Here is a 15252-nt window from a genome sequence, read left to right as displayed (position 1 = left end):
CGCGATGCTCGCGATGCTGCTGGTGCTGCTGCTGATCGTCGTCCTGTTCGGAGCCGGCTTCGCCGTGAAGGTGCTGTGGTGGATCGCCCTCGCCGTGCTGGTGCTGTGGCTGATCGGTTTCTTCGCCCGCAGCGCCGAGAGCGGTGGACGACGCTCCCGCTGGTACCGGTGGTGACGTGACGAGAGACGGAGGAGAGAACGCATGAGCATGGTCCAGGAGACCGTCGAGGTGGACGTCCCGCTGCACACCGCCTACAACCAGTGGACGCAGTTCGAGGACTTCCCCCGCTTCATGGACGGCGTCGAACGGGTCACCCAGATCGACGAGCGTCACAACCACTGGCACACCAAGATCTCCGGGGTCAGCCGCGAGTTCGACACCGAGATCGTCGACCAGCTGCCCGACCAGCGGATCGCCTGGCGGACCACCGGCGGCGACGTCCAGCAGAAGGGCGTGGTCAGCTTCGCCCGGCTCGACGACGACCGCTGCGAGGTGCGCCTCGCGATGGACTACGACCCGCAGGGGATGGCCGAACACGCCGCCGACACGATAGGGATGATCGACCGGCGGGTCCGCGGCGACCTGGAACGGTTCAAGTCCTTCATCGAGGAACGCGGCCTCGAATCGGGCGGCTGGCGCGGCCGCATCCGCCCCAGCTGACCGCACCGCCGTTCCCTCACCGCCCCCCGCCGGGGGCGGTGTTTGGCTTTCCGGGGAGTGGACAGCCGCCCCGGCATGGAAAATCTGCACTCAGGCCCCGCCGACTGGCTGGACGTCCCCTCACGCTGGACGTTCCTCGACCCGGTCGCGGAGCGCCTCGCCGACTTCATCCAGGCCCTGCCGCTCGGCCGGGTCCGCGACGTGCTGCACGGCGTCCCGCTCGGTCACCCACTGCACCCGGCGCTCGTCGAGACCCCGATCGGCTGCTGGCTGGCCGCCGGGCTGCTCGACCTCACCGGCGGCGACGACCGGGCCGTCCGCACACTGACCGCCGCGGGGCTGGTCAGCCTGCCGCCCGTCATCTGGTCCGGCTGGGTGGACTGGTCCCGGCTGCCGCCCGCCCAGCGCCGCACCGGGCTGGTGCACGCCGTGAGCGCCGTCACCGGCGCCCTGCTGCACGCGAGCTCGCTGCGCGCCCGCTGCCACGGCCACGCCGCGCGCGGCCGGGTGCTCGGACTGAGCGGCACCACCGCCGTCGGACTCGCCGCCGCCCTCGGCGGGCACCTGGCGTACCGGCAGGCCGCCGGCGCCGCCCACGCCGAGGCCGAACTCCGGCTCGCGCCACCCGACTGGCACCCGCTCGGCGCCACCGCCGACTTCCCCGCCGACGTCCCGGTGCGCCGCCACCTCGGCGAGGTCGCCGTGGTCGTCGTGCACGGCTCCGACGACACCTGGACGGTCCTCGCCGACCGCTGCACCCACATGGCCGGATCGCTCGCCGGGGGCGAACTGATCGACGGCTGCGTGCAGTGCCCGGTGCACCACTCCCGGTTCCGGCTCAGCGACGGCCACCCCGTGCAGGGCCCCGCCACCGCCCCGCAGCCGCGCTTCGAGACCCGGGTGCTGGCGGACCGGCTGGAAGCCCGGCCACCGCTGTGACCGCCGTCCAGGACCTGCTCGACCGGCACGGCCGCACCTACGCCGAACAGGCCGGCATCCGGCTGCGCGACACCCCCGCGCCGCTGTACCAACTGCTGGTCCTCACCCAGCTGTGCGCGATCCGGATCCGCGCCGACACCGCGGCCGACGCCGCCCGCGAACTGTTCGCCGACGGGCTGCGCACCCCGCGCGCGATGACCGACTCCAGCTGGCAGCAGCGGGTGGACGCGCTCGGCCGCGCCCACTACGTCCGCTACGACGAGAGCACCGCCACCGCGCTCGGCGAAGGCGCCGACCTCGTCCGCGAACGCTGGCGCGGCGACCTGCGGCGGCTGCGCGAGGAGGCCGGCCGCGACCCGGCCGCGATCGGACGGCTGCTGCGCGAGGTGCCCCGGATCGGCCCCGTCGGTGCGGACATCTTCCGCCGCGAAGCACAGTCGGTCTGGCCCGAACTGCGCCCGTTCTTCGACCGCCGCGCCCTGACCGCCGCCGCCCGCCTCGGCCTGCCCGAAACCCCGGACGGGCTCGCCGAGTTGGTCCCCGCCCGCGAGCTGGCCCGGCTCTCCACCGCACTGGTCCGCTCCACGCTGAGCCGCTGAGGCGTTGAGCCGATCGGCGGTCGGGGGTCGGCCAGGTGTGCCGCAGGGGGCATGCTGGGCAGACGCGCTGACGGCGCGTCCGGACCGGCCGGGCGCGGGGGGACAGCTCGACGGAGGCCGAGATGTCCGCACCGCAACGCCAGTCCGCCGTGGCCGTGGAGACCGACGTCCCCGGCAGACTCGACCGGCTGCCGTGGTCGCCCTGGCACTGGCGGATCCTGATCGGCCTCGGCACCGTCTGGATCCTGGACGGCCTGGAAGTCACCATCGTCGGCAACCTGGCCGCCCGGCTCGCCGAACCCGGCAGCGGCATCACCATCAGCACCGCCCAGGTCACCACCACCGCCGCCGCGCTGTACGTGGCCGGTGCCTGCTGCGGCGCGCTGTTCTTCGGGTGGCTCACCGACCGGCGCGGCCGCAAGAAACTGTTCATGCTCACCCTCGCGGTGTACCTCGCCGCGACCGCCGTCACCGCACTCTCCTGGACCGCCTGGTTCTTCTTCCTGTGCCGGTTCTTCACCGGCTTCGGCATCGGCGGCGAGTACGCGGCGATCAACTCCGCCATCGACGAACTGATCCCCGCCCGGGTCCGCGGCCGGATCGACCTGATCGTCAACGGCAGCTTCTGGATCGGCGCGGCGATCGGCGCGTTCGCCTCGATCGCGCTGCTCAACACCGCGCTGTTCGCCACCGACATCGGCTGGCGGCTCGCCTTCGGCATCGGCGTGGTGCTCGGCCTGGTCATCCTGCTGGTGCGCCGGCACGTCCCGGAGAGCCCGCGCTGGCTGTTCACCCACGGCCGCCGCCGGGAGGCCGAGGAGATCGTCACCGCCGCCGAGAAGACCGTCGAACGGGAGACCGGCAAGCCCCTGCCGCCGGTGGACGAACCATCGATCCGGATCCGCGAACGCGGCCCGATCGGCTTCGGCACCATCACCCGCACCCTGGTCTCGCACTACCCGCGCCGCACCGTCCTCGGCCTGGCGCTGTTCATCGGCCAGTCCTTCCTCTACAACTCCGTCACCTTCGGGTACGCCGCCATCCTCACCACCTTCTTCGACGTCCCCACCGGCGACACCGGCTACTACTTCGCGGTGATCGCCGTCGGCAACTTCCTCGGCCCGCTGCTGCTCGGCCACCTCTTCGACTCCGTCGGCCGCAAACCGATGATCGCCGGCAGCTACATCGGCTCCGGCGTCCTGCTGTTCGGCACCGCCTGGCTGTTCCAGCGCGGCTCGCTGGACGCCACCACCATGACCGCCTGCTGGACGGCCGTGCTGTTCCTCGCCTCCGCCGGGGCCAGCGCCGCCTACCTCACCGTCAGCGAGATCTTCCCGCTGGAGACCCGGGCGCTGTGCATCGCGTTCTTCTACGCCGTCGGCACCGCCGCGGGCGGCATCTCCGGCCCGCTGCTGTTCAACGGCCTGGTCTCCAGCGGCCAGGTCGGCGACGCCACACTGGCGTTCTGCATCGGCGCCGCCCTGATGACGCTGGCGGGCCTGGTCGAGGCGCTGATCGGCGTCAAGGCCGAACGCCGCAGCCTGGAATCGCTGGCCGCCCCGCTCAGCCAGGTCCGGTCCGATCCGTGACGGCAGCCGCCCCGCTCAGCCAGGTCCGGCCCCGGGCCGTGACGGCACGTCAACCCCGGTGAGAGCGCGGGAAGATCGTCGCTATCATGTGCACTTCCGACGGACGGGGGAGTGCAGATGGAACCGGACCAGCTCACCGTGGCCATGCTCGCCGGACAGGCGGCCACCACCGTGGTCGGCCTGCTGGCCACCGACGCCTGGGAGGGCGCCAAGAGCGCCGTCACCGGGGCGTGGCGACGGCTGCGCCCCGAACGGGCCGAGTCGATCTCGCAGGAACTCGACGACACCCGCGAGGACCTGCTGCGGGCCCGCGCGGCCGGCACCGAGGACGAGACGCTGGCCTCCCTCGCGGGCGACTGGGAGAGCCGCTTCCGCCGCCTGATCGGCGACAACCCCGCCCTCGCCGCCGAGATCCGCCGCGTCCTCGACGAGGAACTCACCCCCGCCCTGCCGCCCGAGCAGCGCCCCGCGGCCGGCGGCACCACGGTCTTCCACGCCACCGTCACCGGCGGCAACGTCTACCAGGCCGGACGCGACCAGGTCTTCCACCAGTGACCCGTCCCGAGAAGACCTTCGACGCGCAGGTCACCGACGGCAACGCGTACCAGGCCGGCCAGAACCAGACCGTGCACAACTCCAGCACCGTGCACCACCACGACTCGGGGCGCGGCCGGGCCGCGCTGGCGGCGGTCGCGGTGCTGGCCGTGGGCGGCCTGGTGTTCGGGCTGTACCTGGCCAACCGCCACGAGGACCGCCCCGCGGCGTCGGGCCCGGCCCCCGAGGTGACGGCGCAGGGCACCGGTGTGGCGTCCGGTCCGGGCCTGACCCCCGTCGCCCCGGGGGCCGGGGCGGAGCGGATCGTGCTGCAGCGGTCCGCGCTCGGCGAGCTGCAGATGATCGACCTGGACCTGCCGTCCGGCCGCTCGAAGCGGATGACCGACGAGGAGTGGCGGCTGCGCGACGCCGGCGCGAAGGCCCAGTCCGACCTGTGGACGACCAACGCCTCCTGGGCGGAGTTCGACCTCGCGCCCGGCAGCGGCCGGACCGCCGGGGTGCTCAAGCCCGGCGAGCAGGCCACCCCGGACTCCTGCCTGCGGGCGGCGAACAGCGGCTCCCTGACGACATTCCAGATCTCCAACAGCAACCGCTCCACGCTCGAACGGTCCGGCATGCAACAGGACGCCACCATCTGCGTGGTGACCGACCGCCGGACGCTGGTGGCCGCGAGGATCACCGAGGTGGCGTTCGACGACACCGAGCCGTCGCACACCGGCCGGATCACCATCGAGGTCAGCCCGCTGGGCACCGTCACCGGCTGAGGTCGCCGGGCAGCGCCGGCGGCCGACGGTGCTGGGCAGGCCGCCGGCCGGCGGCGCGTCAACCGAGCGTCCACTGCTGGGCGGGCGTGCCGTTGCAGGTCCACAGCTGGAGCCGGGTGCCGTCGGCGGAGGAGCCGTTCGGGGAGTCCAGGCACTTGCCGGAGCCGGTGTTCACGAAGGCGCGCCCGGCGCCGTACGACCACTGCTGGGCACCGGTGCCGTTGCAGGTGTACAGCTGGATGGCCGCGCCGTCGTTGTGCGAGGCGGCGTCCACGTCCAGGCACTTGCCGAGGGCGCGGACGGTGCCGTCGGTGCCGACCGTCCACTGCTGGGCCGCGTTGCCGGTGCAGTTGTGCAGTTGGATCGGCGTGCGGTCGGCGCTGGAGGCCCCCGCCACGTCCACGCACATGCCGCCCGGGCCGGTGATCCGGCCGGTGTACGGCAGCGGGACGGTGTTCGAGGCGGTGGCGTGGACGTAGTCGACCACCATGGTCTGCGGGAAGGCCGACGACCCGTCCGGGCTGCCCGGCCAGTCGCCGCCGACGGCCAGGTTGAGGATCACGAAGAACGGGTGGTCGAACACCCAGCGGTTGCCGCCCAGATCGGCCGGGGTGCGGGTCTGGTAGGCGTGGCCGTCCACCGACCAGGTCACGGCGGACGGGCTCCAGTCCACGGCGAAGACGTGGAAGTCGTCCGCGAAGGACTGCCCCGCCGGCAGCGAGTACGGCGCGCCGATGCCACCCGCGCCGGAGTAGCCCGGCCCGTGGATGGTGCCGTGCACGGTGCCCGGCTCGCGGCCGATGTTCTCCATCACGTCGATCTCGCCGCTGTTCGGCCAGTTCACCGTGCCGATGTCGTTGCCGAGCATCCAGAACGCCGGCCAGATGCCCTGCCCGCGCGGGATCTTGATCCGGGACTCGAAGTGCCCGTACGCCTGGGCGAAGCTGCGGGCCGTGTTCAGCCGGGCCGAGGTGTACTGGCAGGTGCCGTACCAACAGGCCAGCCCCGCATCGGAGTTGCGCCGCGCCGTGATCACCAGATGCCCCTGGCCGTCCAGCGCGGCGTTCGCCGCACCCGCCGTGTAGTACTGGAGCTCGTGGTTGCCGTTGCCCGAACCGCCGGTCTCCACCGTCCACTTGGCGGGATCGACCGCCGCGCCGGCCGGGCCGTCGAAGTCGTCGCCCCAACTCTGCGCGGCAACCTGCTGCGCGGCGGCCTGTGGTGCGGCGGCCTGTGGTGCGGTGTTCGGCTGTGCGGAGGCCGGGGTGGCGGCCGGGGTGGCGCCGAACAGCGCGGCGGCCAGGAGGAGGGCGAGGCCGCCGAAGGGCCGACGGCGGGTGGGCGGTGCAGCAGTCATGGACGAACCCGCTTCCTGCTAGCGCTCGTTGACGGCGAACCGCCGCCGCTAGGCCTGATGGTACGAACGCCTCCTCGCCATGGCAATGTCAAGGAGGCGACCTCCGCGCGGTCAACTCCGGTCACCGAGGGTGCACAAGTGATCGCGGGGTGTGAGCGGCGCGGGTTGTGGGCACGGGCCCCCTGTGACCCCCTCGTAGATCGGATCCCACGATGAACCTGGCACGCCGCAGTACCGAGACGCGCACCGGCCATGCCCTGGTGCTGGGCGCCGGCATCAGCGGCCTCTGCGCGGCCCGGGCCCTGTCCGAGGTCTTCGACCGGGTCACCCTTGTCGAACGGGACACTCTCGCGGGCGACGGTGCCGTCCGGCGGGGCGTGCCGCAGGGGGCGCACGTGCACTCGCTGACGGTCCGCGGCGCGAACGTCCTGGAGGAGTTCTTCCCGGGCTTCGTCGGCGAACTCGCCGCCGACGGTGCCACCTTGGCCACCGCGCTGAGCGAGGTCGAGATCGTGTTCTTCGGCTCCCTGCTGCGCAAAGTGCCGCTGGGCACGGTGCTCCAGACGAGCCGCCCCTTCCTGGAGGACCGCCTGCGGGCCAAGGTCTGCGCGGCGCCGAACGTCACCCTGCTCGACGGCCGGGAGGCGACCGCCCCCCTCACCACGTCCGACCGCACCAGGGTGACGGGAGTCCGGACGGCCCGCCCGGGGGCGCCCGGCAGCACCGAGGACATCGACGCCGACCTCGTGGTCGACGCCATGGGCCGGGCGGGCCGAGGCGCGACCTGGCTGGCCACGCTGGGGTACGAGAAGCCCGCGGAGCAACGCCTGCGCGTAGACGTGGCCTACGCGAGCCGCCGCTACCGGCTCCCCCCGGGTGCGATGGGCCCGGACAAGGCCCTCCTGGTCGGCGCGACCCCCGCGCGCCCGCGCGGCCTGGTCCTCACCAGCCAGGAGAACGGCATCTGGGTGCTCTCCCTGTACGGCTTCGGCCGCGCGCACCACCCGCCCACCGCGCCGGATCAATTCCTGCTCTTCGCCCAGGAGTTGGCCTCCGCGGACGCGCGCGAAGCCCTCCGGCGCGCCGAGCCGGTCACCGACGTCGCCTCGTTCGCCCACCCCCACGCCGTACGCCGGCACTTCCACCGGCTCCGCCGCCTTCCCGACGGCCTGATCTCCATCGGCGACGCGATCTGCAGCCTCAACCCCATCTACGGCGCCGGCATGACGGTCGCCGCACTGGAAGCCGCCGCCCTACGCGAATGCCTCCTCGCCGACGGCACACGGAACCTCCCCCGGCGCTTCTACCGGTCCGCCGCGAAAGCCCTGCACCTCTCCTGGCTGTTCTCCACCCTGGCCGACAAATCCATGCCCCAGGTCCCGGGCACCCGTCCCGCCCTGTCCGCCCTGCTGGCCCAGTCCTTCCGGGCCACCATGCGAGCCGCAGCCACCGACCCCAAGGTCGCGGCGGCCGTCTGGAACGCCGTCAGCCTCACCGGCTCCCCGGCCGAACTCGCCCGCCCCCACATCATCACCGCGATGCTGCGCAACTGGCCGCGCGAGCCGGCCGAGAGCTGACGGCGCCACACGGGCCGCACCCGCCACGAGCCCGGCCGGCTCGAAGGTGTTCTGCCTGGTACTCCAGTCGCAGATGTGATCTCCGGGTAGGAACTGGTGGGACTCGACGCGGAGCCGACTTCAACCAACGAATGATCATTCGGAGGTGCCGGCGAGCGTCCAGGGGCCGGCTGAGCGATGTGTTGTCTGTGTCACGAATCGCTCCGGCTTGTGACGGTGGCGCCTCCGTGGTGAGCGGCATGACGACTGGCATAGCCTGTGGCGCGTCAGCGAAACATGACCACCCGTGGGGACCCTCTCGTGAGTACCGTTCAACCCGTACGTGTGTCCTTCGGGGTGCTGCGAAACAACCGCCGCCTGCTGGTGTTCCCGCTACTCAGCGGTGCCGCGCTGGCGCTGATCTCCGGTGGCGTGGCAGTGCCGGCGTTCCTTCGGGATTGGGCCGAGCCGTCACCGTCCACCTTCGATGTGATCTCCATAGGCGTCGGCTATCTCCTCTTGGGATTCGCGCTCACCCTCTCCAGCGCCGCGATGATCTGCGCGGTCGATGGCGTGCTGCGGGGAGAGCCCGCCCGGATCGGCGTGAACTATCGGCGAGCCCTGCGGCATTGGCGACGGCTGCTGGCGTGGAGCCTGCTCAACACGACGGTTCTGCTGCTCATCCGACAGCTGGAGCGGATCCCGGCCGTCGGCTGGATCATGGACGAACTGTTCAGCGCCGGATGGGCCGTCGCCACCTACCTGGCGCTGCCGGCCATGATGATCGACGGCCTCGGGGTGACGGAGGGCACCCGCCGGTCGGCGCGGATGCTGCGCGAGACCTTCTCCCGGCAGGTGTACGGCTCGCTGTGGATCGCGCTGCCCATGGTCCTCTCGGTGGTCATCGGATTCCTGGCATTCATGCTCGGAGTGGAGTCGAACAGCGTGGGGCCTGCCATTGCGGGCGGACTGATCGCTGCCCTGCTCCTGATCTGCGCACTTCTGGTGGGGGCCACGGTCTCCGGGATCTTCCGCACCATGCTTTACCGGGACGCTTCGACTGCAGCCTAATACTCCAGATGTGATCGTCATGGTTGCAGGCCGGCTTGGCCGCGATAGTGGCTGCGGTGTGCGCGAGCTTGGTGGCGTCGGCGCCAGGTGGACCAGCGCAGTCGGTGGGCGAGGTCGTGAGCGCGGGCTGCGTCCAATCCGGCCAAGGTCTTTGAGCTCTGGAACGTCTCCTCGACCGTCCAGCGGCTTCCGGTGATCTTGACCAGGGTGGACAGTGGTACCAGCCGGGGCGAGTAGCAATGGTAGTGGGCGAGTTCGCCGGTGCGGCGGTTGCTGGAGACCGCGAGCACGTAGCCGAGCTGCCGTTTCTCCAGGGCTGCACGCAGTTTCGGGTTGTCGCCGTAGACCTCGTCGCCGGCTGCCCAGGCGGCTGGGACTCCGGCATCCAGGGCGCGTTCGATCATCTGCTGGGCGAGTTGTGGTTTGGTGGCGAAGCCGATGTCGTCGGGGCTAGGAGAGGTCCTTGAGCATGATCGTGGCCAGCGGGCCGGAGGACGCCGGATTCTGTCCGGTGTACAGGTTGCGGTCAACCACCGTGTACGACTCCCACATCGGGCCGCGGGAGTAGTCCGTGGGAAGGTTTCTCACCTCGTCCTCCATGAGCCACTTGGCCTTGTCGGCGAAGCCGACGCCCGCCTCCTCGTCGTTCGTGAATCCGGTGACGCGGTAGTTGGAGAACGGCGTGTCACCCTTCTCGTCCCGGGTGGCGAGCAGTGCCGCCGGGGCATGGCAGACGAGGCCCAGCGGCTTGCCGGACGCGAGGGCCCTCCTCAGCAGCAGCCCGGAATCGGCATCGCACCAGAGGTCCTCCATGGGGCCGTGGCCTCCTGGGTAGTAGACCGCGTCGTAGTCGCGGAGGTCCACGTCCTTGATCGGGATGGCGTGGCGGAGCTGCTCGGCCTCTTCGATGATGCCTTCCTGCTTGACGGATGCATCTTCTCCCCCCGTGAACTGGGGTCGCAGGCTCATCGTGTCGCAGACGGGTACGACACCGCCCGGGGTGGCGATGGTGACCTCGTGGCCGGCCCCGGTGAAAACGCTGTACGGACTTGTGAACTCCTCGGCCCAGTACCCGCTGGGGTGCCGGTGGCCGTCCTTGAGCGTCCAGTAGCTTGCTCCGGTCATCACGAAAAGGATCTTGGCCATGAGAGAACGCCTCTGAAGGTTGGAGGAATCCGATAGCGGTGAAACGGCTGCCCGGGAGGTGGGGTCACTTGGTGACAGGAGTCTCCGGCCGCATCTCGTAGGAATGCTTGGAGTAGTCAAAGAGCCGCTGCGACGGGTCATCTTCCCAATCCGAAGCCGGTGCCGGCTCCCGTGACAAGGACCTTCCTCAGCGCTGTATTCGCCATGCCGAACGCTTCCTCTCGCGCTCAATTGGTTCGCAGTGTTTCCCCTCTGGGTAAAAGCGAAGCGTTCTGGCCCGGGAGTGTTGCACAATTACGATCGACGCAGTCCGCTGGGAATGGCAACCCAAGTGGGCCGATCGGGTTTTAATGGCGCACGAGAGAGCGATGCTCACGGGCCAACAGCAGTGGGCACACTGGTGGGTAGCCCCTACTGGCCCAGGGCAACGCAGAACACGTCGCCGTGCCCCGGCCGGCCGTTGCGCTCCTCGTGGGGGCGAGTGCGGTCTCCACCTCGCTCCAGGGGAGGTACTCGGAGAACTCGATCCCTTCGGCCTTCCGCCACTCCTCGGCCAGCCCGGCCACGGTGGCGAGGCGGTGCAGCTCGACCGAGCCGCCGACGACGGTCCACTCGGGGCCGTTGAAGTACAGCTCGACCAGACCGTAGTCCCGGCGCAGGGACACGCCCGCTTCCACGACGTCGTCGATCCACGCGCTTCGGAAGGCCCGACCCACGTCGGCGATCGGGGAGCCGATCCCGATGCCGTGGAGTCGGCCGGTGGCGATGACGGATGCGAGGAATGCCGTGCCGTTCACAGGAGTTGCTCCAAGTCCTCGGTAGGACAGTGATCACCCTCGCCGACCGGGGGCGCTCACTGTGCTACGGGACGTTCCAGGCGGCGATGACCGGGCGGCCGTGTTCGGTGGCGAGGGTGCTGAGACTGCCGGGGTGGGGGTGGCCGAGGAGGGCGGCGGCGGAGGGGTCGAGGCCGAGCCAGCGGACGGCGAGGATGCGGGCCAGGTGGCCGTGGGCGACGACGGCGACGTCACCTTCGGTCAGCAGGGGGCGGATTCGGTCCAGTACCGCGTCCGTGCGGGCGGCGACCTGGTGGAGCTGCTCACCGGGGAATGGCGCCTCGCCGGGGACGATGCCGTCCTGCCACAGGTCCCAGCCGGGCCGGGACTGTTCGATCTGCTCCGCCGTCAGTCCCTCGTAGCCGCCGTAGTCCCACTCGAGGAGGTCGGGGTCGGCCTCGACGCCGGTCAGGCCCGCCAGTTCGGCCGTCCGCAGGGCGCGGCTCAGCGGACTGCTGAACACCGCGACCGGCCGGGGGCGGCCCGCGAGTCGCGGCGCGAGCGCCCGGGCCGTCGCCTCGCCGACGGCGGTCAACGGGACGTCGGTGCGGCCGGCATGACGGCCCGACAGGCTCCACTCGGTCTGGCCGTGCCTGATCACTGTCAACTCACCCATGGCCGTGCAGATTAGCCGAGGATGTGATCGCCCGAGGTGTGGGCAGCATCTCAGGTGACGGTTGCCGGGACGGGGAACACCTGCCCGGTGCTGAGCCCGCCGTCGGCTCCGGTGCAGACCTGTGCGGCCGCCCTGTCGCCGGTGCGCGGAGTTGCCGAGCCGCTGAGTGCCTGACGGGGGGAGGGGCAATCAGCCGGGGGATGGCCGGCCCGGGGCAATGGGAGAATCGGGGCGTGAGTGAGGAATTCGTCGACCTGGGGTTCGTGACGGCGCCGTCCGGTGTGCTGGTGCTCGGCATGGCGTCGTGGATCGACTACTGGCCGGAGCTGGGGCTTCCGCTGTCCGAGCGCGCCAGGGTTGCCGCGGCGTCCGGCGGAGGCCACCTGTGGGACGGCGAGTGCGAGGCGGTGGCCGTCCCGGCGGCCCGGGACCGGGAGTTGCGGGTGCGGGCGCGGACGGCCCTGTCCTGGTACACCGAGGAACCGGTGATCTCGCTGCTGGAGGTCGATCTCGGCCTGCCCTGGACCGGGCCGGACGACGCACCGGTCCCGCTCGGGGACCTTCCCGTCGATCGGGGCGGCATGGTCGTCGGGGACGGTGTGGGCCTCGACGCCTGGATCGGGCTGGAAGGCGAACCGGCCGACGGTCTCGCCGACGTCACCTACTGGGGGCTCCACGCGCCGGACGCCCACGCGCAGTTCGGCGGGCAGCGGATGCCGGCGGACGGCTCCTGGGGCTGGCTCGACCTGCCGGTGGCGAAGGCGGAGGCGCTCGTGGCAGAGATCGAAGCGTGGCGGGGCGGCCTGCGGAGCGGGCGGAGCATCGCCGTCATGGCCGACAAGCACACCGATTACCACCTGTTCCAGCGCGCCGGTGCGGACCACCCCCTGCTGGCCGGCGCGATCGAGGTCGGCGGATGCCAGGTGCTCGGCATCGACTGGGAGGCCGCCGACCATTCGATGAGCCACCACGGCGAACGCGCGGCCGGCCAGGTCCATCCCGTGACCCTCGAGGCGGACGGGGCCGGCGGGACGGTGCTGCGGTGGACGATTCCGCCCGGCGAGACCGACGACGACTGACGGTCGGGCCGGCACGCTCCACAGGTCCGCGCCGTCGCGGCCCACGGTTGAAGGACAGGAGAGCCGCATGACCTTCTTTCGCGACCTGAGTCCGTACACCTACTTCGAACAGGAAACCGTCGCCGAGGGGCTCGATTTCGCGACGTTCGCCCCCACCTACCGCAGGGTGAACGTGGGGTGGCTGAGCAGGCTGCGCAGATACCCCAGGGGTGCCGCCCCGGAGGGTTTTGCGGCTCGGCTGCTCGACATCGTGCAGTGGCAGCGCGTGAACGGCACGCGGGGTTTTCACGTCTGCGGGCTCTGTCCGCCCTGGCGGCGAGGGCGGGAGGGGCCGGTGCGGGTGGAGCACCGGGGGCGTGAGGTCGCTCTGGGGTCCGGTGAGATTCGGGTGCCGGGGCGGGGCGGTGAGGTTTTTGCGGCGCCGTCGTTGGTGGCGCATTACGTGGGCCGGCACGGGTATCTCCCGCCGGCGTCGTTCGTCGAGGCGGTGATGGGGTGTCCCGAGGGGTGGATGTCAGGTCCGGACGCGGCGGGGGTGCCGCCCGGCGCGGAGCGGCGCGACTACTCCGCAGCGAGAGGTGAGGAATAGACGGACCGTCAATTCGTGAGCGCCGGAAGTCACCGTCAATTCCCTGGCCGGAGCCTTCTCGGCGGTGGGGGGCGAGACTTTTCAACGGCGGGGATGATCACTAGGGTCTGGGGGCTGTGACCACGAGTGAACCCGGCGACGACCTGTGGGCAGAGTTCGTCCGCGAGATCGAGAAGAACAACGCGGTGCACGAGCCGAGCGCCGCAGAACGCGCGGCGGCGGCCCGGCGGCCGGTGCGGCGGCGCTCGCGGCGGTGGCTGGTGCTTCCGGCGGCGGCCGTCCTGCTGGCGGCGGCGGGTGCGACGGCGTACGTGCTGCAGCCCTCGGGCCGGAAGGCGCCCGCCGCGGCTGCGTCGGTGCCCGCTGCGGCAGCGCCCGCGCCTGCGGCCGGTTCCGTGATCCCGCTGGACATCTTTCCGAAGCAGGTGCAGGGCTACACGCTGGTGGCGGACGTGCAGAACCCGACCTGTACCGGCGCGGACACGGTGGGGACGGCCCTCGCGGGGATGATCGCGCAGGGTAAGGGGTGTCTCGGCGTCGATCTGGCGCTGTACAAGGACGCCGACGGCAACCAGTACACCCTGGCGCTGTTCACCATGAAGGACCCGGCGGAAGCGGTTCACCTGCTGACGTACCTGGCCGGCCATCCGGAGACGTTCCAGGTCGCCGTTCAGCTTCCGCCCAAGGATTCGGGGCTGCGTGAACTGCCCGCCGACAGTGGGCTGGTGCAGAATTTCGGGTCGTCGGGGCACGGCCTGCTGGTCGGCATGGCGCAGTGGTCCGACGGCCGCACCACCGGCTTCGACAAGCTGGTGGCCAGGCTCACGCCGTTGACCGAGGCCGTCATGCACAACATCCCGGCCTGACGGGGGAGTTGGGGAGTGCAACTGTGCGACTGACGCTCCGTCAACTCGGCGGAACCGTCCCGGGTGATGGCCTGCTCGGTTAGGGTGAGGCAGCGCTTCGGTGCTGCGGCGGACGCGGTCGCCGCGGGGGCGGGGGAGGAATGGACGCGGTGGTTCCGAGCACGGTGCAGCAGTTGGCCATCCTGGTGGTTCTCGTGCTGCCCGGGATCTTCTACCAGGCCGTCTCCGACCGCCTGCGCGGTCCGCGCGCCGCCGAGCAGGAGCCGCAGAACCGCGCTCTGCGGGCGGTCGCGATCAGCGGGCTGCTGGACGCCGTGTACGCGGTGGTCGCGGGGCCCTGGCTGGCGCGGCTGCTGCGCGGGGGAGACGACGGGCCGCTGGTCGGGTTGCTGCGGCACCCCCGGCAGGCGGGGCTGGCCGTGCTGCTGCTGGTCGTGGTGGTGCCGGCGGGCGCGGCCTGGGCGGCGGCGGCCGTACGGCGGCGGCGCGAGCGGGCGCACTACGAGCCGACGCCGACGGCCTGGGACTTCCTGTTCGCCGACCGCGACCCCTGCTTCGTCCGGATCCGGCTCAAGGGCGGTCTGTGGGTGGGCGGTTGGCTCGGCTCGCGGTCGGCGGTGTCGGCGTTCCCGCAGCAGCAGGACATCTATCTGGAATCGCAGTGGCGCCTGGGCAGCGACGGGACCTTCCTCGGCAAGGTGCCCGGCACCGCCGGGGTCTACGTCAAGGGCAGCGAGGTCGAGGTGCTGGAACTGCTGGCACCGCCCGAAGCGGAGCCCGCGGCAGCACCCACGGCGGAGCAGGTGCCGGTACCGGCAGCACGGAGGGAGCAGGGTGATGGCAGCGAGCAACCCGAACAAGCACGGCGGCGATGACGACCTGTCGGTGGAGAGCCTGGTCGAGGAGTACACCAGCCGGCGGATCTTCCGGATCGGCGCAGGTTCGGCCGAGCCCGACCGGGGCCCCGAGGGCGGCTCCGGCACGGCGCAGAGCGAGAAGGCGCCCGAGCCGGGCGGCGCGGAGTCCTGA

Annotated in this window: 18 protein-coding genes and 1 pseudogene; 14 read left to right on the top strand and 5 right to left on the bottom strand. The window is 71.5% G+C overall.

The genetic code is table 11. The features are described 5' to 3' along the window. Positions 1 to 4 precede the first annotated feature (4 nt). The 7 genes from ACFV18_RS13650 to ACFV18_RS13620 all read left to right on the top strand — a co-directional run bounded on the left by ACFV18_RS13650 (position 5) and on the right by ACFV18_RS13620 (position 5107). A complete protein-coding gene (locus ACFV18_RS13650) occupies positions 5 to 175 on the top strand; it encodes a hydrophobic protein (RefSeq protein WP_380482658.1) in 171 nt (56 codons plus the stop codon). A 27-nt stretch (positions 176 to 202) separates the two neighbouring features. After that, on the top strand, positions 203 to 661 hold the full coding sequence (locus ACFV18_RS13645) for an SRPBCC family protein (RefSeq protein ID WP_380482657.1): 459 nt from the start codon (positions 203 to 205) through the stop codon (positions 659 to 661). Positions 662 to 736: 75 nt separating this feature from the next. Then, positions 737 to 1600, top strand: coding sequence for a Rieske 2Fe-2S domain-containing protein (locus ACFV18_RS13640; protein WP_380482655.1), 864 nt, complete (start codon positions 737 to 739; stop codon positions 1598 to 1600). Further along, the gene (locus ACFV18_RS13635; protein ID WP_380482652.1) at positions 1597 to 2199 is read left to right on the top strand and encodes an endonuclease; all 603 of its coding nucleotides are present in this window, start codon (positions 1597 to 1599) and stop codon (positions 2197 to 2199) included. The genes ACFV18_RS13640 and ACFV18_RS13635 overlap by 4 nt, the downstream gene beginning before the upstream one ends. A 122-nt stretch (positions 2200 to 2321) precedes the next feature. After that, positions 2322 to 3788 (top strand): MFS transporter, encoded by a 1467-nt coding sequence (locus ACFV18_RS13630; protein ID WP_380482650.1) that lies wholly within the window; start codon positions 2322 to 2324, stop codon positions 3786 to 3788. 117 nt (positions 3789 to 3905) lie between these two features. Continuing rightward, positions 3906 to 4343, top strand: coding sequence for a hypothetical protein (locus tag ACFV18_RS13625; RefSeq protein WP_380482647.1), 438 nt, complete (start codon positions 3906 to 3908; stop codon positions 4341 to 4343). Continuing rightward, complete coding sequence (locus ACFV18_RS13620) at positions 4340 to 5107, top strand: hypothetical protein (protein WP_380482645.1); 768 nt, start codon at positions 4340 to 4342, stop codon at positions 5105 to 5107. The genes ACFV18_RS13625 and ACFV18_RS13620 overlap by 4 nt, the downstream gene beginning before the upstream one ends. Positions 5108 to 5165: 58 nt before the next feature. On the opposite strand, the gene ACFV18_RS13615 is transcribed toward ACFV18_RS13620, so the two are convergent. Further along, positions 5166 to 6464, bottom strand: coding sequence for a ricin-type beta-trefoil lectin domain protein (locus ACFV18_RS13615; protein ID WP_380482642.1), 1299 nt, complete (start codon positions 6462 to 6464; stop codon positions 5166 to 5168). A gap of 212 nt (positions 6465 to 6676) precedes the next feature. Here ACFV18_RS13615 and ACFV18_RS13610 point away from each other — a divergent pair, with 212 nt between their 5' ends. After that, entirely contained in the window at positions 6677 to 8041 is a 1365-nt protein-coding gene (locus tag ACFV18_RS13610) for an NAD(P)/FAD-dependent oxidoreductase (protein WP_380482640.1), read from the top strand. Between the two features lie 300 nt (positions 8042 to 8341). Continuing rightward, positions 8342 to 9091, top strand: a complete 750-nt coding sequence (locus ACFV18_RS13605; RefSeq protein WP_380482638.1) for a DUF6159 family protein — start codon at positions 8342 to 8344, stop codon at positions 9089 to 9091. 17 nt (positions 9092 to 9108) lie between these two features. On the opposite strand, the pseudogene ACFV18_RS13600 reads toward ACFV18_RS13605, so the two are convergent. The 4 genes and pseudogenes from ACFV18_RS13600 to ACFV18_RS13585 all read right to left on the bottom strand — a co-directional run. Next, positions 9109 to 9600: pseudogene (locus ACFV18_RS13600) on the bottom strand (transposase); the annotation flags it as partial. Next, the gene (locus ACFV18_RS13595; RefSeq protein ID WP_380482635.1) at positions 9542 to 10237 is read right to left on the bottom strand and encodes a type 1 glutamine amidotransferase domain-containing protein; all 696 of its coding nucleotides are present in this window, start codon (positions 10235 to 10237) and stop codon (positions 9542 to 9544) included. The gene ACFV18_RS13595 and the pseudogene ACFV18_RS13600, both read right to left, overlap by 59 nt. Positions 10238 to 10584: 347 nt before the next feature. After that, positions 10585 to 11034 carry a hypothetical protein gene (locus ACFV18_RS13590; RefSeq protein WP_380482632.1) on the bottom strand — a complete coding sequence of 150 codons (450 nt, stop codon included), beginning with the start codon at positions 11032 to 11034 and terminating at the stop codon, positions 10585 to 10587. A gap of 64 nt (positions 11035 to 11098) precedes the next feature. Then, positions 11099 to 11689 (bottom strand): histidine phosphatase family protein, encoded by a 591-nt coding sequence (locus tag ACFV18_RS13585; RefSeq protein ID WP_380482629.1) that lies wholly within the window; start codon positions 11687 to 11689, stop codon positions 11099 to 11101. A 233-nt stretch (positions 11690 to 11922) separates the two neighbouring features. Here ACFV18_RS13585 and ACFV18_RS13580 point away from each other — a divergent pair, with 233 nt between their 5' ends. The 5 genes from ACFV18_RS13580 (at position 11923) to ACFV18_RS13560 (ending at position 15252) form a co-directional block, all read left to right on the top strand. Beyond that, on the top strand, positions 11923 to 12768 hold the full coding sequence (locus tag ACFV18_RS13580) for a hypothetical protein (protein WP_380482627.1): 846 nt from the start codon (positions 11923 to 11925) through the stop codon (positions 12766 to 12768). A 67-nt stretch (positions 12769 to 12835) separates the two neighbouring features. Beyond that, the gene (locus ACFV18_RS13575) at positions 12836 to 13357 is read left to right on the top strand and encodes a hypothetical protein (protein WP_380482625.1); all 522 of its coding nucleotides are present in this window, start codon (positions 12836 to 12838) and stop codon (positions 13355 to 13357) included. Positions 13358 to 13473: 116 nt separating this feature from the next. Next, a complete protein-coding gene (locus tag ACFV18_RS13570; RefSeq protein WP_380482623.1) occupies positions 13474 to 14223 on the top strand; it encodes a hypothetical protein in 750 nt (249 codons plus the stop codon). Positions 14224 to 14363: 140 nt separating this feature from the next. Continuing rightward, on the top strand, positions 14364 to 15098 hold the full coding sequence (locus ACFV18_RS13565; protein WP_380482621.1) for a DUF6338 family protein: 735 nt from the start codon (positions 14364 to 14366) through the stop codon (positions 15096 to 15098). Then, positions 15061 to 15252: a hypothetical protein gene (locus ACFV18_RS13560; RefSeq protein WP_380482618.1), complete on the top strand. Its 192-nt coding sequence runs from the start codon at positions 15061 to 15063 to the stop codon at positions 15250 to 15252. Before ACFV18_RS13565 ends, ACFV18_RS13560 begins: the two co-directional genes overlap by 38 nt.

Origin of the sequence: Kitasatospora sp. NPDC059673 (assembly GCF_042734215.1) — a bacterium.
Classification (GTDB): Bacteria; Actinomycetota; Actinomycetes; order Streptomycetales; family Streptomycetaceae; genus Kitasatospora.
This window is presented reverse-complemented; position numbering and strand designations above follow the sequence as displayed.

What these genes read in the sequence shown, in the direction of transcription:
- ACFV18_RS13650 (WP_380482658.1), top strand. Translation starts at nt 5, where the DNA reads ATGCTCGCGATGCTGCTGGTGCTGCTGCTGATCGTCGTCCTGTTCGGA.
- ACFV18_RS13645 (WP_380482657.1), top strand. Translation starts at nt 203, where the DNA reads ATGAGCATGGTCCAGGAGACCGTCGAGGTGGACGTCCCGCTGCACACC.
- ACFV18_RS13640 (WP_380482655.1), top strand. Translation starts at nt 737, where the DNA reads ATGGAAAATCTGCACTCAGGCCCCGCCGACTGGCTGGACGTCCCCTCA.
- ACFV18_RS13630 (WP_380482650.1), top strand. Translation starts at nt 2,322, where the DNA reads ATGTCCGCACCGCAACGCCAGTCCGCCGTGGCCGTGGAGACCGACGTC.
- ACFV18_RS13625 (WP_380482647.1), top strand. Translation starts at nt 3,906, where the DNA reads ATGGAACCGGACCAGCTCACCGTGGCCATGCTCGCCGGACAGGCGGCC.
- ACFV18_RS13615 (WP_380482642.1), bottom strand. Translation starts at nt 6,464, where the DNA reads ATGACTGCTGCACCGCCCACCCGCCGTCGGCCCTTCGGCGGCCTCGCC.
- ACFV18_RS13610 (WP_380482640.1), top strand. Translation starts at nt 6,677, where the DNA reads ATGAACCTGGCACGCCGCAGTACCGAGACGCGCACCGGCCATGCCCTG.
- ACFV18_RS13595 (WP_380482635.1), bottom strand. Translation starts at nt 10,237, where the DNA reads ATGGCCAAGATCCTTTTCGTGATGACCGGAGCAAGCTACTGGACGCTC.
- ACFV18_RS13585 (WP_380482629.1), bottom strand. Translation starts at nt 11,689, where the DNA reads ATGGGTGAGTTGACAGTGATCAGGCACGGCCAGACCGAGTGGAGCCTG.
- ACFV18_RS13575 (WP_380482625.1), top strand. Translation starts at nt 12,836, where the DNA reads ATGACCTTCTTTCGCGACCTGAGTCCGTACACCTACTTCGAACAGGAA.
- ACFV18_RS13565 (WP_380482621.1), top strand. Translation starts at nt 14,364, where the DNA reads ATGGACGCGGTGGTTCCGAGCACGGTGCAGCAGTTGGCCATCCTGGTG.
- ACFV18_RS13560 (WP_380482618.1), top strand. Translation starts at nt 15,061, where the DNA reads ATGGCAGCGAGCAACCCGAACAAGCACGGCGGCGATGACGACCTGTCG.